The sequence below is a fragment of the Arhodomonas sp. AD133 genome (assembly GCF_051195215.1).
Classification (GTDB): Bacteria; Pseudomonadota; Gammaproteobacteria; order Nitrococcales; family Nitrococcaceae; genus Arhodomonas.
The window spans coordinates 1-22,010 of sequence record NZ_JBNAZM010000007.1; the positions used below are offsets into that span (position 1 = coordinate 1).

Annotated in this window: 24 protein-coding genes, 1 tRNA gene and 1 pseudogene; 16 read left to right on the plus strand and 10 right to left on the minus strand. The window is 61.8% G+C overall.

Going from position 1 to position 22,010, the window contains the following annotated elements; translation table 11 throughout:
• Positions 1-364: 364 nt before the first annotated feature.
• Positions 365-745, plus strand: coding sequence for a hypothetical protein (locus tag ACPEES_RS05965; protein WP_435102051.1), 381 nt, complete (start codon positions 365-367; stop codon positions 743-745).
• A gap of 431 nt (positions 746-1,176) precedes the next feature.
• Entirely contained in the window at positions 1,177-1,707 is a 531-nt protein-coding gene (locus ACPEES_RS05970) for a hypothetical protein (protein WP_435102053.1), read from the plus strand.
• Between the two features lie 67 nt (positions 1,708-1,774).
• On the opposite strand, the gene ACPEES_RS05975 is transcribed toward ACPEES_RS05970, so the two are convergent.
• Positions 1,775-2,437: a hypothetical protein gene (locus tag ACPEES_RS05975; protein WP_435102055.1), complete on the minus strand. Its 663-nt coding sequence runs from the start codon at positions 2,435-2,437 to the stop codon at positions 1,775-1,777.
• A 487-nt stretch (positions 2,438-2,924) separates the two neighbouring features.
• Here ACPEES_RS05975 and ACPEES_RS05980 point away from each other — a divergent pair, with 487 nt between their 5' ends.
• Positions 2,925-3,209, plus strand: a complete 285-nt coding sequence (locus tag ACPEES_RS05980) for a toxin-antitoxin system TumE family protein (RefSeq protein WP_435102057.1) — start codon at positions 2,925-2,927, stop codon at positions 3,207-3,209.
• Positions 3,206-3,550 (plus strand): HVO_A0114 family putative DNA-binding protein, encoded by a 345-nt coding sequence (locus tag ACPEES_RS05985; protein ID WP_435102059.1) that lies wholly within the window; start codon positions 3,206-3,208, stop codon positions 3,548-3,550. Before ACPEES_RS05980 ends, ACPEES_RS05985 begins: the two co-directional genes overlap by 4 nt.
• A gap of 566 nt (positions 3,551-4,116) precedes the next feature.
• Here the strand turns inward: ACPEES_RS05985 and ACPEES_RS05990 are convergent.
• The 9 genes and pseudogenes from ACPEES_RS05990 to ACPEES_RS06030 form a co-directional block, all read right to left on the minus strand.
• Positions 4,117-4,203, minus strand: a tRNA-Leu gene (locus ACPEES_RS05990).
• A 147-nt stretch (positions 4,204-4,350) separates the two neighbouring features.
• Positions 4,351-4,644 (minus strand): annotated as a pseudogene (locus tag ACPEES_RS05995) (TetR-like C-terminal domain-containing protein); the annotation flags it as partial.
• 210 nt (positions 4,645-4,854) lie between these two features.
• A complete protein-coding gene (locus ACPEES_RS06000) occupies positions 4,855-5,322 on the minus strand; it encodes an AAA family ATPase (RefSeq protein WP_435102061.1) in 468 nt (155 codons plus the stop codon).
• Positions 5,323-5,459: 137 nt separating this feature from the next.
• Positions 5,460-5,750: an AAA family ATPase gene (locus ACPEES_RS06005; protein WP_435102063.1), complete on the minus strand. Its 291-nt coding sequence runs from the start codon at positions 5,748-5,750 to the stop codon at positions 5,460-5,462.
• 168 nt (positions 5,751-5,918) lie between these two features.
• Positions 5,919-7,004 (minus strand): calcium/sodium antiporter, encoded by a 1,086-nt coding sequence (locus tag ACPEES_RS06010; RefSeq protein ID WP_435102065.1) that lies wholly within the window; start codon positions 7,002-7,004, stop codon positions 5,919-5,921.
• A 164-nt stretch (positions 7,005-7,168) separates the two neighbouring features.
• Positions 7,169-7,600 (minus strand): VOC family protein, encoded by a 432-nt coding sequence (locus ACPEES_RS06015; protein WP_435102067.1) that lies wholly within the window; start codon positions 7,598-7,600, stop codon positions 7,169-7,171.
• Positions 7,601-7,910: 310 nt separating this feature from the next.
• Positions 7,911-8,462: a class IV adenylate cyclase gene (locus ACPEES_RS06020; RefSeq protein WP_435102069.1), complete on the minus strand. Its 552-nt coding sequence runs from the start codon at positions 8,460-8,462 to the stop codon at positions 7,911-7,913.
• A 644-nt stretch (positions 8,463-9,106) separates the two neighbouring features.
• A complete protein-coding gene (locus ACPEES_RS06025; RefSeq protein WP_435102071.1) occupies positions 9,107-9,343 on the minus strand; it encodes a hypothetical protein in 237 nt (78 codons plus the stop codon).
• Complete coding sequence (locus ACPEES_RS06030; RefSeq protein WP_435102073.1) at positions 9,340-9,540, minus strand: hypothetical protein; 201 nt, start codon at positions 9,538-9,540, stop codon at positions 9,340-9,342. Before ACPEES_RS06030 ends, ACPEES_RS06025 begins: the two co-directional genes overlap by 4 nt.
• Positions 9,541-9,811: 271 nt before the next feature.
• Here ACPEES_RS06030 and ACPEES_RS06035 point away from each other — a divergent pair, with 271 nt between their 5' ends.
• The 12 genes from ACPEES_RS06035 (at position 9,812) to ACPEES_RS06090 (ending at position 22,010) form a co-directional block, all read left to right on the plus strand.
• A complete protein-coding gene (locus tag ACPEES_RS06035) occupies positions 9,812-10,507 on the plus strand; it encodes a S24 family peptidase (protein ID WP_435102075.1) in 696 nt (231 codons plus the stop codon).
• A 1,265-nt stretch (positions 10,508-11,772) separates the two neighbouring features.
• Positions 11,773-12,057 carry a Flp family type IVb pilin gene (locus tag ACPEES_RS06040; RefSeq protein ID WP_435102077.1) on the plus strand — a complete coding sequence of 95 codons (285 nt, stop codon included), beginning with the start codon at positions 11,773-11,775 and terminating at the stop codon, positions 12,055-12,057.
• Positions 12,058-12,299: 242 nt separating this feature from the next.
• Positions 12,300-13,838: a Tad domain-containing protein gene (locus ACPEES_RS06045; protein ID WP_435102079.1), complete on the plus strand. Its 1,539-nt coding sequence runs from the start codon at positions 12,300-12,302 to the stop codon at positions 13,836-13,838.
• 19 nt (positions 13,839-13,857) lie between these two features.
• The gene (locus tag ACPEES_RS06050; protein WP_435102081.1) at positions 13,858-14,298 is read left to right on the plus strand and encodes a hypothetical protein; all 441 of its coding nucleotides are present in this window, start codon (positions 13,858-13,860) and stop codon (positions 14,296-14,298) included.
• Between the two features lie 129 nt (positions 14,299-14,427).
• Positions 14,428-15,255 (plus strand): hypothetical protein, encoded by an 828-nt coding sequence (locus ACPEES_RS06055; RefSeq protein ID WP_435102083.1) that lies wholly within the window; start codon positions 14,428-14,430, stop codon positions 15,253-15,255.
• A 35-nt stretch (positions 15,256-15,290) separates the two neighbouring features.
• On the plus strand, positions 15,291-15,998 hold the full coding sequence (locus ACPEES_RS06060) for a hypothetical protein (RefSeq protein WP_435102085.1): 708 nt from the start codon (positions 15,291-15,293) through the stop codon (positions 15,996-15,998).
• 5 nt (positions 15,999-16,003) lie between these two features.
• Positions 16,004-16,183 carry a hypothetical protein gene (locus tag ACPEES_RS06065; RefSeq protein ID WP_435102087.1) on the plus strand — a complete coding sequence of 60 codons (180 nt, stop codon included), beginning with the start codon at positions 16,004-16,006 and terminating at the stop codon, positions 16,181-16,183.
• A 56-nt stretch (positions 16,184-16,239) separates the two neighbouring features.
• Complete coding sequence (gene cpaB / locus ACPEES_RS06070; RefSeq protein ID WP_435102089.1) at positions 16,240-17,145, plus strand: Flp pilus assembly protein CpaB; 906 nt, start codon at positions 16,240-16,242, stop codon at positions 17,143-17,145.
• Positions 17,142-18,482, plus strand: a complete 1,341-nt coding sequence (locus ACPEES_RS06075; protein ID WP_435102091.1) for a type II and III secretion system protein family protein — start codon at positions 17,142-17,144, stop codon at positions 18,480-18,482. Before cpaB ends, ACPEES_RS06075 begins: the two co-directional genes overlap by 4 nt.
• 49 nt (positions 18,483-18,531) lie before the next feature.
• The gene (locus ACPEES_RS06080; protein WP_435102093.1) at positions 18,532-20,277 is read left to right on the plus strand and encodes an ATPase, T2SS/T4P/T4SS family; all 1,746 of its coding nucleotides are present in this window, start codon (positions 18,532-18,534) and stop codon (positions 20,275-20,277) included.
• Positions 20,277-21,131 (plus strand): type II secretion system F family protein, encoded by an 855-nt coding sequence (locus ACPEES_RS06085; RefSeq protein ID WP_435102095.1) that lies wholly within the window; start codon positions 20,277-20,279, stop codon positions 21,129-21,131. Before ACPEES_RS06080 ends, ACPEES_RS06085 begins: the two co-directional genes overlap by 1 nt.
• 15 nt (positions 21,132-21,146) lie before the next feature.
• Entirely contained in the window at positions 21,147-22,010 is an 864-nt protein-coding gene (locus tag ACPEES_RS06090) for a type II secretion system F family protein (RefSeq protein WP_435102098.1), read from the plus strand.

A 22,010-nucleotide genomic window follows, 5' to 3' on the forward strand; every position in this document is an offset into this window, starting at 1 on the left:
GCAGGCGATGAAACACTGGTACGCTGACAGGCCCGATCTATTTCACAAAAAGCCACGGAATCGTCCGGGACCTGACACCTAGACACCGGGGCTCGTCACCCCAGACACCCCATCACCGAGCGGCGGACATTTTAGCCCGGGGAAAACCGGACAGTCTCAACCGGGATTGACACGCGGCAGCTCCGTCGCCAACACAGCCCCCCCACGACCGCCAGATCCGCCTACCCAGGAGACCGACGGCTGGGACGCTGCGATCGCCATCAGCGACGTCCGACCCGCATTCACAACGGCGACCCCATTGGGGGCATTGGCGGGTGGCGATCAGATCGGTGCGGACTATGCTGGTTCGGTGGGAGGGGACACAGTGGGCGGAGACCTGATCGGCGGGGACCGCATCGATAGCTCCGGCGACTACACGGCGGAACCTGCCCATTCCCCGGAGGATCGACAAGCTCGTGCCCAGCTCATCGCCGAGTGGACAGCGGCGAGCCTGGCGATTCCTTCTGAAGCATTGTTCGGCGGAAGAGCGACAGCGGTAGAATCGAAAATGGGGGGCACACACGGCGAGATCCGGGGTTCATCGAAGGCAGAGGCATACCAGAAGTATGTTGAACTCGTTGATGGTTTTGGTGGGACGTTCGAAAGCCGCTACCCGGATCCGAAGTACAAGAAGGAGTGCAAGAGGTTGATGGTTGAGGACCCAGACACCGGGAAATGGGTTCTACGCTACCCCCTGCATACATGAGTGTGCAGGGGGTGTTGTTTGTCCCCGGAGGAGGAGGTCGCTTTGAAAGCAATTTTGAAGTGGCTGCCGGGCCAGAGAAAAGCGGAAGGTGGCATGTGAATTGAGGCCGCACAAAGACTTTCCGTGAGTGTTCGAGTAGGAAGTAATGCGAAGACTTTCGAAGCGGCGAAGTCATCGGTATCCGAGCTATAACGACGGCTGAGCCGCTTTGGGGCAAGCTCCATGTCGAAGCTTCTCTGTTGGGGTGCGAGTCCCCGCAGAGCTCTGGTCGAAAGAGAAAGGGCCTCTCGGATGGCTGGTGTCGGCTCGGGCGGCATCAGCCATTCGACTATTGCGCCGAACAATGCGTTCCAGTTGACGTCTGCCCCGCTCGGCGGATCAGACGCAACTGAACGCACGCGTTAGGTCAGGAAATCACAGAGCTTAGCATAATGGTCAGGCTTCTCGTGCTGCTGCTACTTATCTTGTTGGCTCTTGCGTCGGGGGGCGGCTATCTATTTTTCACCGAAAAAATTACTGCCGGGGAGAGGGCATTGGCCGTCGGTCAAAGACAGCTTGAAAAAGGGCAGTCTGCGCTCGAGGAAGGCAAAGCGGAGCTGGAGGCCGGCAAGCGAGAGTTGTCAGAGGGTAAAAAGGAATACGAGCAAGCCAGAAAAAACCCTTTCCTGGTGTTGGCTGACAAGCTGCTATACGGTGGAAAGGGTTTCAGGGAGGGTAGAGAGGATATCGCTGAAGGCGCCGAGAAAGTTGCCGAAGGAGGGAGCGCGATCAGCGCTGGGGAAAAGCAACTTGAAGCAGGCGAGGTGGAAATGGTTCGAGGGAGGGAGCAGCTGAGGCTGGCCAAGGGGGCACGCGTTGCCTGTGCGGTCGGGACGGCCGTTTTTACGTTTTTATCGATTGTGCTGGCCTTCTGCTGGAGGCGATCCCTGGCCCGTATCTTTAAGCCTACAGGGGCGCAATAGTCCGGGACCTGACATCTAGTACACGCCCCGTCGGTCTGGCGGCGGGGCGATACTTTGATGGTGAGCCTCAGAAACCGGACTTTACCGTGTAGACAATCTCGTTGTTGTCCGCCGAGTGAATTCTCAGGATTACATCCCGAAAAGTCGCATTGTCCCCATCATCCGATATCGTGTAGCTAAGGTCTTGCCTGTAGGCCGGGCGCGCAAGGTTATCCGTGTATTCACGATACGCAATCCTGACAACGTTATCCTCTATTCCTTGGTAGACCAGCTCGTATTTGAAGCCGTCCTGAATCTTGGCGTCCTGGATCTTGTACGGCACCGGGCTGACATCGGTCCCGTTAACCGCGAAGCCATAGGCGTTGATCGTGTATGCGGTGTCGAACGAGCCATCACCGTCTGAGTCACTCAGGCACGGGCTGCCAAAACCCCCGGGCGGCTGGCAGTACACTTTCTTGTCGCCGGCGATAGCGCCTATAAGCGTGGTACCCGCCGCGACCGAGCGCCGACTCAGCCAGAAGCTACCCTCGAGGGACTTCCGGGGCTTCGCGGTTTCACGGGCAAGGTAGTCATATTTGGTGACCATGACCTCGCCGACACTAGCTGTGGTCTGCTCTCCCACCTCCGGATGAGAGCCCACCTCGTAGCTGGCGTCCTGCTGTTTCAGAGTCGAGCAGCCCGTAGTCAGTCCAGCGACGACTAGCAGAGCTGCGACAATCGACCTTTGCATCACCCACCCCAACATGCTTCGTCTTGTTTCGTTCGTGGCTATCAATCCGTAAGTGTGATCTGTCGCACAGATTAGTTCAATCCGAGCGCGGCGAGTAGCGAGGGTACTGACGGCAGAGAAGACGGAATCCCGGGAGGCAGGAGTTGGTGTCGATCGTGCAACCCAGCCTGTGTTCCGATGATGACTGCGAGCGTCGATCGGTTACAGAGAGGACGGTCGGGTTACGCCGTGGCTTATTGCGATTTCCTGACGTGGTATCCGGTGCCCGGGGCGGACTCGAACCGGCACGGAGGATACTCCGAAGGCTCCTAGGTCCGATCCTTAGCGGCACAGTGCTACACGCTTCTTGACAATACAAGAACTTGCGTCGTCGGGCCTGCACCGTAACGCACTCTTGGTCACTCTCGCCTGGACACTGGGTGGATACCCATTCGGCGGGGGGGTTGGATCGTTTGACAACGGCATCTTTGTTGGACAAAATAACAACATGAAAGCGGAGCTGCTACTGCGTGAGCGCCATGTGGTTGCTGAAGACGCCTTCGTAGAGCTGCGCGTCTGGCGCGTACCAAAACCGGTGCGTGGCTCGAACCATGACTACAAGTACGCTCTTGTCTACGTCGTCGCCTGGGAATGTGTGCTCCGCTACGATAATGAGGCAGGCAAGGGCGATCACAAGCATATCGGTGACGACGAAGTGCCGTATCACTTCACCACGCCGGCCCAGTTGCTCACTGATTTCTGGGCGGACGTCGATCAATGGAGGCGCGAATGACCACCGTAACGCTCTCTGTCGCCTCACGCGAAGACGTAACTCGCCGTGCCCTGGAAGCCTTCGAGGGTAAGGAGCAGGGCGCGCACATCTCGTTCGCCTCCGTGGACCTGTTGTGGCAGACGATGACCCGCAAGCGCTGGGAACTGCTCAAGGCCATGACCGGCCAGGACGCCATGAGCATTCGCGAGGTTGCCCGCCGCTTGGATCGCGACGTGAAGGCCGTCCACCGTGACGTTCATGCCTTGCTCGATGCCGGCATCCTCGACCGCACGGAAGGCGGCCGCGTCATCTTCCCCTATGACAAGGTTCACGTGGACTTCACGCTAACCGCGGCCGCTTGACCCGGAGCGCCGTGAAATAGATCGGGCCTGTCAGCCTGAATCCGCTGTCGCCGCGTTGAGGTGTCGCACAGATTCGAGCGAAATATGCGGATGGAACCGATAGTAGTACTGTGGAGTCAAAAGATATTCGTAACGTCACGTCGGCTTTCTTATGGCGTATCGTTATTTGCCTGCAGTTTTGCTCTTTAGCGTTTGCGTTGTTGTGAATGGCACTGCTTGCGTTCGCAGTATCGGTCAAGCTATTGAGTCGCCGTTGAGTTATGAGGATCCGGATCTTGTAATGCCTACCGTCAGTGATGGTCCGACTTCGTCGATTAATATCTACGAGCCAGCCACGATGAAGCAGTTTGACGCTGGTGGGGCGTTGTCTCGCGAAGTCGTATTCATGACGGATGACAGATCGCCGGGATCGAATCGTGCTCGCTGTGTGGAGCCTGAAGCCGGCCAACCGGTTCTTGGGCTTGCTATGGGGGAGTCGCGTATAACCGCGTTGACACTTGGTTGACACCCTGCGGGGTGACAGTCCGCGGAGTAGGGTGGTGGGGTGCGTAAGTATATGATTTTATTGGTGCCCGGGGCCGGACTCGAACCGGCACGGAGAATACTCCGAGGGATTTTAAGTCCCTTGCGTCTACCAGTTCCGCCACCCGGGCTCCTGGTGGGCTGTCATCGCGAGGTTGTGGGCGTTTGCCGACGTGGCGTTGTTGCCCATTCCCCGCTCGACAGGCACCGAAGTGCGGTGCCATTTTACCAAGGCATCGAGGCGCAGCAAGCGCTTTGGCGGCACTGAGCCGGGATGCTCAACGGTCGGCCAAGGCCCGTGCGATCCAGTGCCGCAGCCGTGCGGGCGTGGCCGAGTCCCGGTCGTACAGCACGCGATAGAACAGCGGCCCGATGATGAAGTCCATCAGGGTATCGATCTCGGGCGGAGATTCGCCGCGCTCCACGGCGCGTTGCTGGATCTGCTCGCGCGCGTACTGGAAACAGCGCTGGCGCCGCGTATCGTCCTCGCTGGCCATCATGTCGCACAGCATGCGCTGCCCCGGCACCGATATCATCGCTTCCAGGTACTGTTCGCCCCAGCCCTGGAGGTCGGAGACGAGAGATCAGCGAGCGTTCGGCGCTGATGGCGGTGTTCTACGTGTTGAGCTACCTCTCGTTCAGCTTACCCGCCATTGTCGCCGGCCTGTCGGCACAGATACTGGGGCTGGTCGTCACCACATAAGGCTATGGTGCGGCCGTCATGGTGCTCGCATGATGGCTCTCATGGGCACAGCTCGGCGCCACACGGTGGCATCGGTGGGCTAACGTTCCCGGGGCGACTGGCGAATGCGCTGACATGCGGTGTTCACAATGAAGTCGGCTCTTCGTTCCACGTCGGTTTTCGGGACTTCCACCAGCGCGTAGCCCCACATGGCATACCAGCGTTTCATGCCTGCATAGACGTCCAATGCCTCCCGGAAGGTCTGGTCCCGCTCCGTGTCCTTGCTGTAGATCGCTTCCCAGGGCGGGAGAATGAAACCGGTCCGGTTGTATGGATACTTCGCCACGTGGCTGACGGCCATCGCCCGGGGGAGATTGCTGGTGGCGTCGAGCATGTAGAGGGCATCCGGTACGCCGCGGTCGTAGAAGACCGGGCTGCGGCTCGCCGGGAATTGGCGGTGCTTGTCGATGTCGTCACGAAGGATGGTTCTCGCAAAGGTGACTGCGTCGGGGCGCGGCGGGAGCCCCTTGCTAACCTTGCAGGAAGTCTTGTCAGGTCTCAGCGCCACTGCGCGGCGGCTCGGCAAGGCGCGTGAGCGCCGGCGTGGCGAGGCTCACGTCAAGCGAACGCAACGCCGCCGAGGCGCCGCGCAGTGGCGCCCTGCGGGTGGCCGTGTGCGCCGCTGTGGTCTGCGTTGCTCGTCACTCATGCAGTCCTTGCTGCACCACGCTCCTCACGCCACTGACCATCGAGGCGAGTGACTCGGGATATCGCAAGCCCGTTGTGGCGGCATACCACGAAGGAGTGTCGAAGCGAACAGCGGCGCACACGGTCACTGAGATCTGGCAATACTTCCTGCAAGGTTAGTAACAGGCGGCACCTGATCATCTCTCGTGCGGATTCGGGCACGCAGTGATAGCCGCGTTCTTCGAGGGTCGCCAGCACCGTTGTCTTTCCGGCTCCGGGGCCGCCCGTGATTACGAATCGGTGGGTCATCGTCTTTCCTCGGGTTTTGAGTGGTGGATCCCCACGTACCGGTGTTCGTCCTTCTCATGCCGTGATGTCGGTTTCGGAAACGGGTCAGGCGCTCGTAGGCATCTGCCGTGCGGGCGGGTTACGGCACTGGCGGGATGATATGGGGCGGCGCAGGGTGGTCGACGAGGCTTATTCGCTTGGCCGCCTTCGGCTGGCGCGGAGTTCCTGGATGGTCACGACAATAAGGGTAATTGCCGTCAGTGGAGCGACGAAGTACAGCATCACCGCACTGAACGCCGGCAGGGCATCGTGCTGGGCGGCGGCCATGATGAGGTAGGCGGTGTAGGCGATGTAGTAGCCCAGCAATACGATGCCCTCGGCGCGGTTGATGATACCGCCCGTGAAGAAAATGGGCAGGGCGGCTAGTGCCACTGCGATCATGACGGGGATGTCGAAGTGTACTGCTGCGGGTGAGACCGTCACGCCATTCGGGGCGACGATGCAGGTGATACCCAGCACGGCCATGATGTTGAAAATGTTGCTGCCGACGACATTGCCCACGGCGATGTCGCGTTCGCCGCGCAGGGCGGCGATGATCGACGTTACCACCTCGGGCAGCGACGTGCCCGCGGCCACGATGGTCAGGCCCACGATGAGCTCGCTGACGCCCATCAGTCCTGCGAACGTCACCGCGCTGTCCACGAGCCAGCGCGATCCGAGCACGAGGAGAACCAGACCGCCGACGATCAGCCCCGCGTTCCTGGCCCAGCCGACGGGTTGGTCACCGCCGGTCGCGCCGCCGGCCTCGTGCGCCTCCGGCGTACCCGCGCTGCTCCTGCGACTCTGGAAGAGCAGGAATGCGACATAGGCGAATAGCCCGGCCACGAGCATCAGGCCATCGAGACGGGTGAGAGCCTGGTCCAGCGACAGCAGCAGAAGGACGACGGACAGCGCGATCATCAGGGGGACGTCGAACCGCACGAGTTGCTGCGACACGGTGAGCGGCACGATGAGTGCCGAAAGGCCCAGGATGAACAGAACGTTGAAGATATTGCTGCCAACGACGTTGCCGACGGCGATGCCGGCCTGGCCGGAGAGCGCCGATTTGATGCTGACGGCGAGCTCAGGGGCGCTGGTACCGAAGGCGACCACGGTGAGGCCGATGATCAGCGGCGAGACGCCGAAAGCCGATGCCAGACGCGATGCCCCGCGTACCAGGGCTTCTGCGCCGGCGATCAGGCATACGAGGCCGGTGATGAACAAGACAATCGACATTGTGCCCTCACGTTCCGGCGGCCCCAACAGGCTGTGACGACATCGACATGCCCCTAAGCGGAAAAGCGACCGGTTCCCGGGTCGAGGGCGACGGCCAGCCCGAGTGTGCCCATGGTGTGGTCGAGTCGGCCGGCGGCGGGCGTTGGCGATGAGGCGGCGTCATCTCAGTCAGTCTCATTGAGGCGCGGCCCCGTCGCTTGTTCTTCCCAGCCTGCGTCACTGCTGCCATAGGGGCGGGTGATGATCTCGAGGAGATGACTATCGGGATCCTCGAAATAGACGCCGCGGCCGCCGTTGTCATGATTGATCTCGCCTGGGTGCTGTTTGTCGGGGCCGGCCCAGTACGGGAGGCCGCGGTCACGGAGGCGGGTGAAGATACGGTCGAAGTGTTCCTCGCTGGTGAGGAACGCATAGTGTTGAGGTGCGACGTGGCCGGCTTTCTCGTGGAAATCGAGTGAGACGCCGTTGTCGAGCGCAACGACGAGCATTGGGCCGAATGGCCTGGGTTCCGGCAAGTCGAGGAGCTGGCTGAGAAAACCCGCTGACCTTCTCTTGTCGCGGCACCAGACGATGGTGTGATTGAGCTGAACACTCACGTCGCGACCCTCCCTTGTCCGCAAGTGGCGTGTAAACGGCCGGTGACTTGGCGATAACGCCCGATGTCAGCAGGTTATGCCTGGCTTATAGCAGTTCCAGCGGGGCGGGCAAGGTAGACGTCGTACGCAGCGTAGCGGTCAGGGCGCGTACTTGCGCGGGAGGTATTCCATGCACTGCGTCATCGGAGTCATCGGGCAGCGTTCATCCTCAGACGCCCGCAACGGTTCGAAGACCAACGGCGGTTGCCCAAAGCGCGTCCCCTATGACGATCCGCGACCGTGCCTGTGCGTCCGGCGCGAAACGTTGGCACTAGCGGCTGTCTCCAACGCTCGTGCGGCGCATGTCGCTGCTGTCACCGGCGAGTAGATCCACGTATGCCTCGGAGACCAGCTCACTTTCGTCAATTCCCAGCATGGACATGACTCGCTCCGCTACGACCATGCCGTCGTCCGCCGATTGTTCGTCCCGGAGCACGACCTCCAGCTCGATGAATCGGCCGAGCCCTGCGACTTCGTCCAGGTGAATCCGGGTCTGCCCCGCCCGATATACCGTGCGTCGCTTTTCGACGACAGCACGAACACCGAGCGCGTTCGTCAGTGCGTCCTTGAGCGAGTCGGGAGCGACAGTGGGGTGCAACACGTAAGCCGACGCTGCCGGTCCAGTGCGGTCCGGGCGTTCGTAGTGAATCAGCTCGCCGGTACCGTCGCCGAACTCCCGCAGCTTGAGTCGGCCATGGGGGGCGTGGAAGAAGGTGTCTACCTGATGCAGCACGGAAACCGGTTGGTCCGCCATGGCCGCCGCCGCTTGCGACTGCGCACTGAAGTTCCGTGCCTGCGCCTTGATCTCTATGTTCTGGCCCATTGGTCCTCCCTGTCTCGCGGGCAGCAAATCGTGCCGAACAGTCGGGTCTGCCGACTCCTGCACGGCGGTGATGGCGGCGTCGAGCCCGGTCCCGCGTGTCGTGATCCGAGCCTGCCTGCGGGGACATTATCATGCGTTGTGTGTTGTGGCCCCGGCGTGCGCAAGCCGGTATGCGCGTGCTCCGGCATACGGCATGGTCGGCCATCGATCAGAACGCTGCGAGGAGGAGCGCCTGCCCCGGCCGCGGGCGTAGTCTTCACGCCTGTGGCCGGGGCTCGGCGGCGGCGAGCCGACGTCGGTGCCGGCGCCGCTCTATGATGGGGGCGGCGAGTGGGCCGCCCCCTCGGTGTAGGAAGCACCCGGGCGGTGGTGGATGCGACGTAGTTGGAGGGACACGCGCCCGGGTGAAAGGAGGCGGCGAGCCGTCACTAGCACGCCTCCGCCAGGAATCGGGAGAAGACCGCTGCCCGGGAGCCGCTCTCGCGCGTCTGGATGCAGATCGACATTGGCGCGAAACGGCTCCGGCTCTCGCTGCGATGCATCCACTGGCCGCGATACGCACGGGTGTGTCGCCGGCCGGAATGCGCCTGCTCGAGAGCGCCGGGGCGGTGTAAGCCTCGGGTTGAATTGACTGAATCGGGGGATCATGAGCACGCGGCAAGCGTCCAGTGCCGGATCTCCGCCGCGCCGTCCTTCGACTGTGCCCGGGTGCAAGCGGCGCTCCACTCCAGGCGCGCGGCGCAGCGCTCCAGGGCCTCAGCGGAGACTTCGCCATGGTCGAGCAGGGCCGATACGGTGATTTCCCAGGCCGCTTGTCGTCCGCAAGGGGCAGCCGCAATCGCGGCGGACAGGCGGTGGACTACGGGGTGGCGGTCCGTCATTCCCGGACCTCCGCGTCGCGACACATGCGGCGCAGGGCCTCGAGATTGATCATGCGGTAGCGGCCCAGCTTGACGGTGGGGAGTTGGCCGCGGTTGATCATACCGCGCACGACATCTTCACCGAGCCCCGAGAGCTGGGCGAACCGCTCCCTGGTCATCAGGCAGACGTTCGGTTGTTCCAGGGTAGGCATTTCCATATGCTCGTCCTGCACAGTAATGCACTCCATGTCACAGTGGGCTCCGTGACGACGCATGCCCGTATCGTCGAGCGCCGTGACGCAGCTCGTGCACTGTCGGTCCTTGAGCCGGCTCATCGGGCCGGCCGTCCGTGATTTACGGGTTATGACGGTAGCACTACAGAGATAGGTGTGCAAGCACTTTGGAGCTGTCCCGGTCCCGATGCCAACGGAAGGCGTTTTCTGTGCCGCGTTAACCATTGATATCAACAAGTTATGCGGTCAATCGAGCATGCCTGAAGCAGTCGAGTACAAGCACTCCGGTCTGACACCCAAACTCGAGCGTGAGTTCCCCGAGCGTCTCAAGCAGGCGATCGGGAACCGTTCGGTGCTGTCGTTCGCCCGTGAGTGTGGTCTCAGTGACAGCCTGGTCCGGAAGTATCTCTCCGGCTCCCTCCCTGGTTTGGACAAGGTGCTGGTGATGGCGCGGACCGCCGGGGTCAGCGTGCAGTGGCTGGCAACCGGCGAGGAGGTCCAGTCCGGCAAGGGCGTCGTGCGCGACGCGCCCACGGACGACTACGCGTTGATCCCCCGGTACGATGCGTACGCCAAAGCCGGTGCGGACCCGGTGGTCGGCGATGCCAGCGAAGTCCAGCGCCTCGCGTTCTACCGTGAGTGGCTTCGCCATGAAGCGCTGGAGCCGGATCACCTCGTCCTGGTTACCGCCAGGGGCGACTCCATGGAGCCGACCGTGGGCAATGGTGATCTCCTCCTGGTGGATACCAGCCGCCCCGACATCGAAGACGATGCGATCTACGCACTCCGGATCGACGGACAGGTATTCCCCAAACGCCTGCAGCGTGACTGGTCCGGCGGGTTGTGGGTCCGCTCCGACAACCCGCACTACCAGGACCAGCACATCACCGACGAAGGCTACGAGGCATTGACCATCGTCGGCCGTATCGTGTGGGTGGGACGTCGGGTGTAGGCGACACATGGCTTTGCGCACCAGCGAATCGCCCACGAATTCGTGGCATGTCCCGACTGAACCGAAGCCCTCTGTGCTCGCCCGAAAGCCGAATGCAGCAGTAGCCTGAATTCGATACGTATCGGACGGTGTTTCGTCCCATTGCCCCGTGCGGTTTTCCGTGATGCTGGCAGAGGCGCAATCCGGGTTGCGTGGGGGATGCAAACCGGGTTGCGCAAGGCCGGCATGATTGATTGCAATTGTCGCCGGCTGAGCGGTGCGCCAACTGTATGGTATGCCGCACGGTGGGCGCGCGACCATACGCTTTTTCGCATTCCAATCATGTATCTTATGTCTCTATTTTCCCGGGCGAACGGCGTTCGTATACTTGCGCCGGGAAGTTTCCGTTTCGGTGTGTTTCAGAATGTAGACTTCAGTCGTGCAGGTCGGGCGCAGCGGTGCGCCGTTTGCCCGCTGTTCACGGGCGTGTAGCACGGGTTCGGCATAGTGCGCGGGATGCCGACGTCCGGTTGTAACGGGGCGGCTTCGCGAATCGTTGCGGGATTTGGCGATGGGCGCGGGCGCTTGAAAAGCGAACCGGGTATTGACAAGCGCTCCGCTCATGCTAGAAAGGCGGGGCGACGCGGACAACGAATAAGACGACAGCAATGTTTCAGTTCATCACCGAAGTAGCTGGCCTGGCACGGCTGAAATGGATCCTGAACGTTACAGTTCCATGACTGCCACGTTACGTGTTAAGCAGCGGGCTTGAAACGGCGAACGCTTCAGGGTAGCTTTTCGCCCGGTTGCGACGAACAAACGGAATTGGGGGGCACGATGGCTCAGGAAGGCCACCGCTACGAACGCGCTGTATCTACGACGGGCTCGAAACCCGTTTTCACTTCTCGCGTCCAGCCTGTATCCGACGCCACCGTAACCGCTTGTGCGGTACCTGCGAACTCGGAGCCATACTGTGAACCATCCCGCAGTTTTGGTCAACCGTATCGTCGCTTGCGATCGCGCCGAGCATCTTGGTCGCGCGAGCGGGGTGTGTCGGCTGTCAGGTCCCAGGGCGCCGGGCTGAACCCGCCGGCGTCGCGCATGCCGCGGTTTTGCGCCGGGCGGCCAACCGATCCGGCCTGGGCTGTCGGGGTGGGTCGTCGCCTGTCCGTCGGGTTTGGCTTTCCGGTTCCACTACATCGAGTGGACTGTCTCCGCCAGGAGACGTTCCCGCGGGCAGCCGCGGGTGCGTGGACTTCGTCAACCAATGCAAGGGAAAGGCAACAATGAAAAAGCATACGCACCTCAAGAAGCGTTCCCTGGGACAGGGAATGACCGAGTACATCATCATCACTGCTCTCATCGCGGTAGCGGCGATTGGCGTCTACGGCGCGTTCGGTGACGTCATCCAGGACCAGATGGCCGGCATGGCCAATGAGCTCTCCGGCGAGACGTCGGACGGCAATATCAGCGACGCGCAGGACAACGCATCGCGGGCGGAGACCACGGCGACCTCGACCAACAACAACCTCGGCAACTACGACGAGGCCGGCACCAGCTCGACCAACTAACGAGACGGTGTAGGGCCGGTGCTGCACGCGGGTGTTCGTAGCCAGCATTCGCTCTGGCCGGCCCCCGTCTTTTCGGTCGAGTAGTCATGCCGCGGGGTCTGCGGCTTTGCGCAGCAGCCTCGGTGGTCGGCAGTTGGGGTGTGCGGTCCGTCCAGCTGGGGCGCGGCGTATTGCCGTAGTGACCCGGTGGGGCCGCGCGCCGTTTCGGCGAGCGCGCCAGGTGACGCAGGGAAAGGCCGACAATGATTCGAAAGACTCCGCCGCGCAGGCAGAAGGGTTACGCCACCGTACTGACGCTGATTCTTTTCGTGGCCGTGGCGCTCAGTGTGTACTCCATGTACGACATCGGTCAGGCCACCTCGGAGAAGGTGCGCTTGCAGAACACCACCGACGCGGCGGCTTACAGCACGGGGGTCATGGTCGCCCGGGACTTCAACTTCATCGCCTACACGAACCGGGCGATGATCGCCAATCAGGCAGCGATCGGGCAGATGGTGGCGCTCGCGTCCTGGACCTCCTATCTGGAGCAGGAGGCCATCAACATCGATTCCGCGGCCACGCTGACGAGCTGGATTCCCTACGTGGGGCAGGCCATCAAGCAGGTGACCCGAGTCCTGCGGCAGGTGATGAGCAGAGTGCGTGACGTCGTGGATACGGGGGCAAGCGCCGTGATCGAGGCGTCGGACCTGATCAACCAGGCGCTCTCCCAGGTTCAACGTCTGCATCACCTCGGTACCCTGTACATGGCGCGGGAGACGTTCTCCGGCGTCGTCGAGGAGAACGATCCGGACGTGGAGCTCGCGCTGTTCGGAGAGACCGCCTACTGGACGTCGTTCTACGACGCGTGGCGGAACTACACCGTCCGCAACCGAAAGCGCCTGACCTCGTGGAACCATCAGGAGAACCGATTCCGCCGGGAGCGGTACGCGGAGCGAACACAGTTGGTCCAGGATTCCCGGGACGGTTTTACCCGCGAGCGCAACAAACGCTACTGGGAGTTCACCATTCCGCTGGTCGTGCGCGGAAGAATGGAGAAGCACGGCGGTACCGAGTTCAACATGAAAACCCGGCGTCGGGAGTTGGTGTGGGATTGGACGTCCATGGATACGGAGAGCCTCTGGCTGGGGCATTACCACTGTCACTGGGACGGTGACTGCCATTACGGCGTGGATGAAACCGCCCCCATCGGTTGGGGGGCGGCACACGCCCGGCACGAGAACTATTCAACGGACTACTACAACTATTCCCGGTACCGCTATACCCATCGATGGGGCGATGCCTGGGAGAACCGCACGTCGGCGTATTCTGCCGCGTGGGACGACGGCGACAACAACCTGAGAAAAACCAGCGGATTGCAGCGGTATTACGATTTCTCCCGGGAGCGAGATCCGAAATACAATTCATCACTGCAACATCCGGATACCAGCTCGGGCCCGGAGTTTCTCATCTTTCTGAGTAAACCGGCCGATGAGATAGAAACGATGTCCACCATCGCAGCGGACAATACCGATTACGAGACCAGCGATCGCCTGGATATCGAGGAGCATGGCGGGATGGCGAGTAACCGGTTGTCGGCATTGGCAAAAGTGCAGCCGTATTTTTCGCGCCCACACCGCCTCTGGCCGAAACGCCACCGGTCCAGCCGGTATAACAACAAGCACGAGTACGGCAACATGTATAACCCTTACTGGCAAGTGAGGCTCGTCCAGCCGAGTGATGCGGAAAGGACGGCGGTTGCTGCATTGAGCGCGGGTGACGTTTTCGAGGGCTTTGATTTCTGAAACAGCGACAGGAAGGCCGATGATGCACCGAGTTCCCCGAATCGCGATTGAAATCGTGCTCGTGGCGGGCGTTGCAATGTCCGCGAGCGCGTTGGCGGCGAATGGTAACGATCCGCTGCTGAGTATGTCGAAGGACGAGCTCAACAAGGAGATGTGGGGTGGTGATGCGTGTGCCGAGTGGCTGCTCCAGGCGGACAGCATCCACGGTGAGGTACAGACGGCCAAGGGCGGAACCCGCAGCGACGAACAGATCCGCGACGAGCTTCGCGAGCTCAGCCTTCAGGGCGAGGCGCCGAGCAGCGCGGGCTACAAGATGACGGAGTTCCTCATCGAGAACGCGGCCGACGGTATGGGCAAGGCAGATCTGCGCAGTGGTGTGCTGGAGATCTGCCGGCGCTACGCGCCCGAGGATGTCCAGCTCGAGGGCGCGTGGCAGCCGAATCCGACCGTTCGCGAGTAATGGGTGATGCGCCGGACGACGCCGTTGGTGTGGAAGCCCCTGTGGGGCCGTCCGGCGCTCGAGTCTCGTTGGCAGCGACGGCCGTCCCCCGATTGCCTGGGGATGGCCGCTAGGGAAGGCGTCGTGAGCATGCGAAGCAGACAGACCGGGCAGGCATGGGCGGAGTTCATCGTTTCGGCGCTTTTCGTGCTGGTACCGATGGTGATAGCGGTGTCCATGCTGGGCAAGTACATAGACACCCGGCAGAAGGTCGAGGTGGCTGCCCGCTATGCGGCGTGGGAGCGCACCGTGTGGAAGGCGGGTGCTCCCAGCACGGCGCCGAGCATCGCGCAGAAGAGCGAGGCGCAGATCAAGCGCGAAGCGCAGGTGCGGGTGTTCAGCCGGCGGGAAGAAGGCATACACAGCCTACAGCACCAGGTCGAAGGGGTGTTTCGCGAGGATCCGATTCTCAACTCGCCGTTCGTGGCGAGCGGTGGCCAGCCCGAAATGCTTATCGAGCAGGCGCAGGTCACCTCCGGCGACGAGCTGCCGGTATACGTCGATGCCGATATCGATGAGGGGCGCACGCCTGGTGTGGCGTCCAGCCGCGTCGAGACGGCATTCGATCGGATTCAGAGTATCCCTTACGTCGATAATTTCGATGTGAACACGCGCGGAACGTATACCGCGGAGATATCGGTGGATCTCAAACCGATCGAGTCCCTCGGCGGGCCGTGGTCGGAGCTTGATCTCACCATGGGGCGTTCGGTGACGCTGGTGGCGGCGCCGTGGAATGTCGGCGGTCCGGCGCATAACGAACGGCGGGTTCAGGCGTTCGTGCCGTTGGGGCTACTGGATGTCGATATTCTGGAGGACGCGTTCGACATGCTGTCGTTCTTCCCGGCGTTCGAACCGCTGCAGGACCTGGAATTCGGCCACGTCGACGTCGAGCCGGTGCCGCCGCAGTATCTTGAATAAAACGATAAGGCCTGGATGGCCGGGAGCGGATGCATATGCAGCGTGTAACGATGACGCTGGTCGGCGCCGTAATGGCGGTGCTCGGCTGTGCGTGGGCCAGCCTGGCTTTTGCCGGCGATCGTGAGTATCCGGAGTTTCCGGTTCCGGATTTCGTAAAGACCACCATGGTTGCCGATGACGTTACGTACAACGGCGTTCCCATGCGTTTGATGGAGTTCTCCAGCACCAAGCCCGAAGAGGCCCTGGTGGCCTTCTACGAAGCGCAGTGGGGCGACGAGCTCAGGGACGTGACCATGCGTCCGTGGCGCGTGCTCTCCCACAAGAACGGCGAGTATCTCATGACCGTGCAGGTCACCGAGAGCAACGAGATGAGAGCGCGTGGCAACCTCTCTATCGCACCAATGTTCTCCGGGGCATTGAAGGCGGACAAGGAGCTGGGTAAAGGCTTCCCCGTGATGCCTGGTTCCAAGGTGCTCAACGATATCCGCAGCAATGACGGCGGCAAGGTCAGCAGGACGCTGGTGCTGGGCAGTAATCGCAGCGTTCGCCATCACGCGAACTATTACCGCAAGCGCCTGGAGGATATGGGCTGGCAGGAGAGTTTTCACGACATCCAGTCGGCGAGCAACCGTCTCAAGGATCACAACCTCGTGCTCACCAAAGGTGAGCAGCGTCTGAACATGAATTTCGCCGAGACGGCGGGTCAGACTTACACGGTCGCGGTGCTGGTGCACCCGGAGTGAATGGCATGCGTGCACCATCGCGATTCAAGGGTAACTCTTACACCGAGTACCTGGTGGGCCTGGTGGTCCTGGTGCTGGCATTGATGGCGCCCATCAGCGATGGAGACAGCGCCATCGAATTGCTCGTCGACGCTATCAAACAGGAGCATGCGGCCTACATGCATGCGATTTCCCTTCCCCTTTGAATGAGTTGAAATCCGTGGAGCGTATACGACAAGCATTGAGGTCGTGGGGGCTGCTTTTGCTCGCTCTCGTCCTTGCCGCCGGCGCGTTCTTTCTCGCGCGACATTACCTGGAATCCAAGGAACAGGCGATTCGCGAGCAGATGCGTCAGCAAGGGGAACACAGCCGCCAGGCAGTCGTGGCGACGACCGATCTCGGGCCGGGCGACGTGGTAAACGGTTCGACGATGGCGGTCGCTGACGTGCCGGCAGAGCATCTGTCCCAGTTCGCGGTCACACCCTCTGACTTCAATCGGTTCCAGGGGGCCGTGCTGGCGCAGCCGATGTCGCGTGGCGAGCCATTGCTCGCGCACTTCGTCGAGGGCAAGGCCACGGAGCGTTTCTCGGACCTCCTCGAGGTTGGCGAGCGGGCGGTCACCCTCGAGGTCGACGAGATCAACAGTAATGCGGGTATGCTGCGCGCCGGCGATTACGTGGACGTCTTCGTGAGAATGAACGCCGAAGAGCTCGGCAAGGGCGAGGGCGGTGACGGGGATGCGATCCTCTATCCGGTGCAGCAGCGTGTGCGTGTGCTGGCGGCGGGCCCTAAGCGCTTGCTCGCCCGGGAGCAGTCATTCGTCAGGCGCCGCTCCGAGGACGATTACCGTGGATACGCAACGGTCACGGTCGGGGTTGAGCGTGCCGACGCCGCGCGCCTGCAGCTCGCCACCGAGCTGGGGGACGTGCTCTTCATGCTGCGCAATGCCGAGGACTCGCAGCGGAGGAATATCGGACCGCTCGACAAACGTTTGCTGCTAACGGAGCTCGCGGAAGACGACAGGCAATTCGTCGAATTCTTTACACCGGCCAATAACGAAAACGGGATCATGAAACCCGCGATTGCGCCGGTGGAAAGTATCACGCCGGGGAATAACCGAAAACTAACGAAAAGTGTGCCGGTAATCACGGCGCAGGGTGAACAATGATAAGTATTCAATCGCTGGGGGTGTCGCGGTACAAGTCCGCGTGGCTGGTCATTCTCGTGTTCGCGCTGCTTGGCGTGGCCGGTTCGGCTACCGCGGGCAATGCGCTGAAGCATCTCACCCTCCATGTCGGCGCGGTGGAAACGGTATCCGTCGGCAGCGCGAAGAAAGTGGCGGTCGGCAACGATGAGGTACTCAGCGTCCGCGTGCTCGACAGCGGCGAGATGCTGTTGATCCCCAAGGCGCCAGGTGAAACGGATCTCGTCGTCTGGAAAGCCGGCATGCGCAAGCAGGCTTACCGCGTCGCCATTCGCCCGGGCAACATGCATCGTCGGTTGTCGTCCATTCGTTCGGTACTGTCCGGGTTCGACGGCCTTACGGTTCGCACCGTGCAGGGCATGGTGGTTGTCGAGGGTGAGCTCGATCCGGCGCTCATGGAGCTGTACTCACAGGTCGTCGAGGAGCTGCCCAAGACGATCTCGCTGGTGCGGCCGGCTTCGGCGCACATGCGTGATCTCATCAGGATCAAGGCACGCGTCGTGGAGGTCGATGAGCAGTACCGCAAGGAGATCGGCATACGGTGGGACGATTCCGCGCCCGGACCGACGGTCGCCGTTGCCGGTTCGTTCGTTTCCAACGACGTCTATCGCATCCAGCCGGGCGATGACGGCAACGTGGACTGGGACGGCATAATCGATTCGGACGAGCTGTTCGATACCGGCTTCCACCCGTTCGTGGGCATGACCTCGGCATTGACGTCCCGCCTGCAGCTCATCGCCGAGGATGGCGCCGCGCGTCTGCTCGCCGAGCCCGAGCTCACGGCACGCAGCGGCGAAACGGCGGAGTTTCTCTCGGGGGGTGAGATCCCGTATCAGGCAATCGGGGCGGACGGTGAGATCTCCGTCGCCTTCCAGGAGTACGGCATCAAGCTGCAGATCAATCCCATTTCGGACGACAACGGAAATATCGTCTCACATGTCATGGCGGAAGTGAGCAGCGTCGACTATCGGACCGCGATCGATGGCGTGCCGGGGCTGCTGACGCGCCGAACCGAATCGACCATCAACGTCAAAAGCGGCGAGACGATCGTGATTTCCGGGCTGCTGACCTCCGAGGACGCCAAGGATGTGGACAAAGTGCCGCTCCTCGGCGACCTGCCGCTCGTCGGTGGGTTGTTCAGATCCACCAACCGGGCGGAGAACCGCAAAGAGCTGGTGATTCTGGTGACACCCGAAATCGTAACCCCCGAGCCGGATGTCCCGGAAAACCTGCAAAAGGCCGAAAAGGAGCTGCGCACGGTGCTCGGCGATGTGGATCTCAATGCGAGGTTAAGGGAGTGAACGGCGTTCCGCGTTCGCAATCCGCTCACCGGTAATCGGGAATTGCCCTATGTTTGAAGTCACGGTCTTTACGCGGCGTGGTCTCAAAGTCGACAGCATCGTCTGTGCCCAGGAGGAGTGTGCTGTCGGAAAGGATCCCGAGTGCCTCATCACGTTGCACGGATGGAAGGTCGCGAAGAGGCACGCCCGGTTGCTCAGCCAGCCGGATGGTGTCTACGTGCGCGACCTCGGTACGAGCTCGGGGACTTATGTCAACGGCACGAAGGTCGAGGAATACGGCCCGCTGAACGATGGCGACGAGATCGCGATCCACTCCTACCGGATCCGGGTCGGTGGTGCCATCCACGGTGCGGGCAAGTCGGCGCCCGCCGTGGAAACGCCGCGCACCGGCGATGTCGTCGGTGCCGACAGCGCGCCGGTGCCTGCCGCCGAACCGGTTGCGACGGCGCAGGCGCCCGTGGCCGAGGCCCAGGCCCAGGTGCCGGTCGTGGCCGAGTCGGAGGACACGGAGCGGCTAAAGGAACTGACCCAGAGCTGGCGGCGCAGGATCCACAAGCTCCTCATTCACCAGCTCGACCTGCGTCGCTTGAATACCCACGAGATGGGCGATGACGAGTTGCGTCGGGTGGCGACGGAAATCATCGAGAGCGCCGTCGACGATATAAAGGATTTCCCAAGCGAGCTCGACAAGGGCGAGATCATCCAGCAGGTCATCAACGAGGCCGTCGGGCTGGGGCCGTTGGAAGAGCTCCTCGCGCAGGATGACATCACCGAGATCATGGTGAACTGCGCAGACGAAATCTACTATGAGAAAGCCGGGCGGCTTTACAAGTCCGACATTACGTTCACCAGCGATAAATCGGTGACGTTCGCCATCGAGCGAATCGTCGCGCCGCTCGGGCGTCGAATCGATGAAAGCTCGCCCATGGTCGACGCGCGCCTTAAGGACGGCTCACGCGTCAATGCGGTGATTCCGCCCCTGGCGCTCAAGGGGCCGTGTATCACCATCCGGAAATTCTCCAAGGACAAGCTCGAGGCGCATCATCTGGTGAAATTCGGTTCGCTGAGCGAGCCGATGGTGCGTTTCCTCGAGACCGCGGTGACGAACCGCTCCAACGTCGTCATCTCCGGCGGTACCGGCTCCGGCAAGACGACACTGCTCAACGTCCTGTCGAATTTCATTCCGAACGACGAGCGCATTATCACCGTCGAGGATGCCGCGGAGCTGCAGCTTTATCAGCCGAACCTGATATCGCTGGAAGCGCGCCCGCCGAACCAGGAGGGCAAGGGCGCGGTGTCCATCCGTGAGCTCATCAAGAACTGCCTGCGCATGCGTCCGGACCGGATCGTGGTCGGCGAGTGCCGCAGCGGTGAGGCGCTGGACATGCTCCAGGCGATGAACACCGGCCACGACGGTTCCCTGACCACGGCGCATGCGAACAGCCCCCGTGACTGCATGTCCCGACTGGAGGTGATGGTCATGATGGCGGGTATGGATCTGCCGGTGATCGCCATTCGTGAGCAGATCGCCTCGGCGGTGGATCTGGTTGTCCAGCAGACGCGTTTCAGCTGCGGCACGCGTGTCGTGACGAGTATCAGCGAGGTGACCGGCGTCGAGAACAGCCGGGTGCAGATGGGCGAGATCTTCCGCTTCGAGCAGTCCGGGTATGACGCCGACGGCAAGGTCCGCGGCAAGCTGGTCGCCACCGGCCATATTCCCGCCCTGTACGAGGATCTGCGCGACCGGGGCATACCGGTGGATCTCGAAATGTTCCAGGCGGGTGCGGAGCACTGATGGTGGGGATGCCCACGATTGTGGCCGCCTTCGTGGCCCTTTGCGTCACGTTGCTGGCCACGATGACCTTCAGTGTCTTCGCGACGGCGGTCAAGCGTTATCGCACGCGCTTCACTGCCGAGGCGCGCATCGGGCTTGCGGACCTTTTCCTGTTCATCGAGCCGGACAAGGTCTTTCTGCTCAACGTTATCGCAATCGTCTCCGCCGCTGCGATCGCGTGGCTGGCATTCGGTACGTTCGTGGCAGCTCTGCTGGCGGGGCTCGTCGTGGGTGTGACGCCCCCGTTTCTGCTGCGGTATCTCAAGGCGCGGCGACTCAAGCGCCTTCTCGGACAGCTTCCGGACGTGCTGCTGGCGCTCGCCAGTGCGATCAAGGCCGGTTCGAGCCTGCTCCAGGCCATGGAGATCACGGTCACCGAGGAGCTGCCGCCAATCGCCCAGGAGCTGGATCTGTTTCTCAGGGAAGTCCGCGTCGGCGTCACCTTCGATGACGCCCTGGAGAACCTCGCCCGGCGCGTGCCGGCGCAGGACATCTACCTGGTGGTCGCGAGCATGCGTATATCCCGGGAGATCGGCGGCAATCTATCGGACATCCTGGAACGACTGGCGGACACCATCCGGCGAAAGCACGAAATGGAAGGAAAGATCGGCGCGTTGACCTCTCAGGGGAAGATGCAGGGCGTCGTCATGGCGCTGCTGCCGGTGATACTGGGTGTGGCGATTTACCAGCTCGAGCCGGTGCATATGGCGCGCTTGTTCACCGAACCAATCGGTTGGGCGGTGCTCGCCGGAGTACTGGTGCTGGAGAGTCTTGGCTTTTTCTTCATCCGCAAGATCGTGAATATCGATATCTGAGCCATGAGTGCGATGATGCCTATCTTTTTCGCATCGCTTCTCGCGATATCGGTCACCGTGGCCGTCATCGCCGTGAACAATATCCGGCGGACCGTGCCGCGTGACGACCGGCGCTATCTGGATCCTTTGCCCGCCGCATTGAGGCCCATATGGCCCCTGGTCAACGTGTTCGCCCACTATTTCGGTGAGCGTATCAGCGTCGAGTACATTGAGCGCACACGGGCCTATCTTCAGCGTTCGGGCTTGATGTTCCTGATGAGCCCGGAGCAGTTCATCGGGCTGCAGGTCGTCATCGCGGTGCTGGCAGCTCTCGTGTGTTGGGTGGTACTCGCCATGGCGGGGCTGGATGTCGGTGCCATGCCCTTGGTGGCGGCTGCTATTGGCTATTTCCTGCCACTGACCTCGATCAAGGACCGTCGCAAGAAACGGGAAAAGGAGATCGTGCGCTCCCTGAGCGTCTATCTCGACTACGTGACGATGGCCGTCGAGGCCGGTCTGAACCTCAACGGCGCTCTGGTACAGGCCGTGGACAAAGGTCCCGAGGGGCCGCTGAAGACCGAGCTGCAGCGGGTGCTCGGCGACATCAAGGCCGGCATGGCGCGGCTGGACGCGCTACGGGCGATGAGCGATCGCCTCGGGCTGAAAGAGATATCGTCCCTTGTGTCTGCGCTGGCACAGGCGGAGAAGACCGGGGGCAGCATTGGCCAGACGCTCAGGGTTCAGGCGGATCAGCGGCGCATCGAGCGTTTCCAGCGCGCGGAGAAACTGGCGATGGAAGCACCGGTAAAACTGGTTTTTCCGCTGGTCGCATTCATTTTTCCGACGACATTCGTGATTCTGTTTTTTCCGATCGTCATGAAATTCATGTATGACCTGTAA

Excerpts from the sequence above, each read along its gene's own strand:
- ACPEES_RS06045 (WP_435102079.1), top strand. The coding sequence starts at position 12,300 with ATGATTCGAAAGACTCCGCCGCGCAGGCAGAAGGGTTACGCCACCGTA.
- ACPEES_RS05980 (WP_435102057.1), top strand. The coding sequence starts at position 2,925 with ATGAAAGCGGAGCTGCTACTGCGTGAGCGCCATGTGGTTGCTGAAGAC.
- ACPEES_RS06080 (WP_435102093.1), top strand. The coding sequence starts at position 18,532 with ATGTTTGAAGTCACGGTCTTTACGCGGCGTGGTCTCAAAGTCGACAGC.
- ACPEES_RS06040 (WP_435102077.1), top strand. The coding sequence starts at position 11,773 with ATGAAAAAGCATACGCACCTCAAGAAGCGTTCCCTGGGACAGGGAATG.
- ACPEES_RS06090 (WP_435102098.1), top strand. The coding sequence starts at position 21,147 with ATGCCTATCTTTTTCGCATCGCTTCTCGCGATATCGGTCACCGTGGCC.
- ACPEES_RS06065 (WP_435102087.1), top strand. The coding sequence starts at position 16,004 with ATGCGTGCACCATCGCGATTCAAGGGTAACTCTTACACCGAGTACCTG.
- ACPEES_RS06010 (WP_435102065.1), bottom strand. The coding sequence starts at position 7,004 with ATGTCGATTGTCTTGTTCATCACCGGCCTCGTATGCCTGATCGCCGGC.
- ACPEES_RS06055 (WP_435102083.1), top strand. The coding sequence starts at position 14,428 with ATGCGAAGCAGACAGACCGGGCAGGCATGGGCGGAGTTCATCGTTTCG.
- ACPEES_RS06005 (WP_435102063.1), bottom strand. The coding sequence starts at position 5,750 with ATGACCCACCGATTCGTAATCACGGGCGGCCCCGGAGCCGGAAAGACA.
- ACPEES_RS05985 (WP_435102059.1), top strand. The coding sequence starts at position 3,206 with ATGACCACCGTAACGCTCTCTGTCGCCTCACGCGAAGACGTAACTCGC.
- ACPEES_RS06035 (WP_435102075.1), top strand. The coding sequence starts at position 9,812 with ATGCCTGAAGCAGTCGAGTACAAGCACTCCGGTCTGACACCCAAACTC.
- ACPEES_RS06020 (WP_435102069.1), bottom strand. The coding sequence starts at position 8,462 with ATGGGCCAGAACATAGAGATCAAGGCGCAGGCACGGAACTTCAGTGCG.
- ACPEES_RS06050 (WP_435102081.1), top strand. The coding sequence starts at position 13,858 with ATGATGCACCGAGTTCCCCGAATCGCGATTGAAATCGTGCTCGTGGCG.
- ACPEES_RS06030 (WP_435102073.1), bottom strand. The coding sequence starts at position 9,540 with ATGGAAATGCCTACCCTGGAACAACCGAACGTCTGCCTGATGACCAGG.
- ACPEES_RS06075 (WP_435102091.1), top strand. The coding sequence starts at position 17,142 with ATGATAAGTATTCAATCGCTGGGGGTGTCGCGGTACAAGTCCGCGTGG.
- ACPEES_RS05975 (WP_435102055.1), bottom strand. The coding sequence starts at position 2,437 with ATGCAAAGGTCGATTGTCGCAGCTCTGCTAGTCGTCGCTGGACTGACT.
- ACPEES_RS06025 (WP_435102071.1), bottom strand. The coding sequence starts at position 9,343 with ATGACGGACCGCCACCCCGTAGTCCACCGCCTGTCCGCCGCGATTGCG.
- ACPEES_RS06060 (WP_435102085.1), top strand. The coding sequence starts at position 15,291 with ATGCAGCGTGTAACGATGACGCTGGTCGGCGCCGTAATGGCGGTGCTC.
- ACPEES_RS06085 (WP_435102095.1), top strand. The coding sequence starts at position 20,277 with ATGGTGGGGATGCCCACGATTGTGGCCGCCTTCGTGGCCCTTTGCGTC.
- ACPEES_RS05970 (WP_435102053.1), top strand. The coding sequence starts at position 1,177 with ATGGTCAGGCTTCTCGTGCTGCTGCTACTTATCTTGTTGGCTCTTGCG.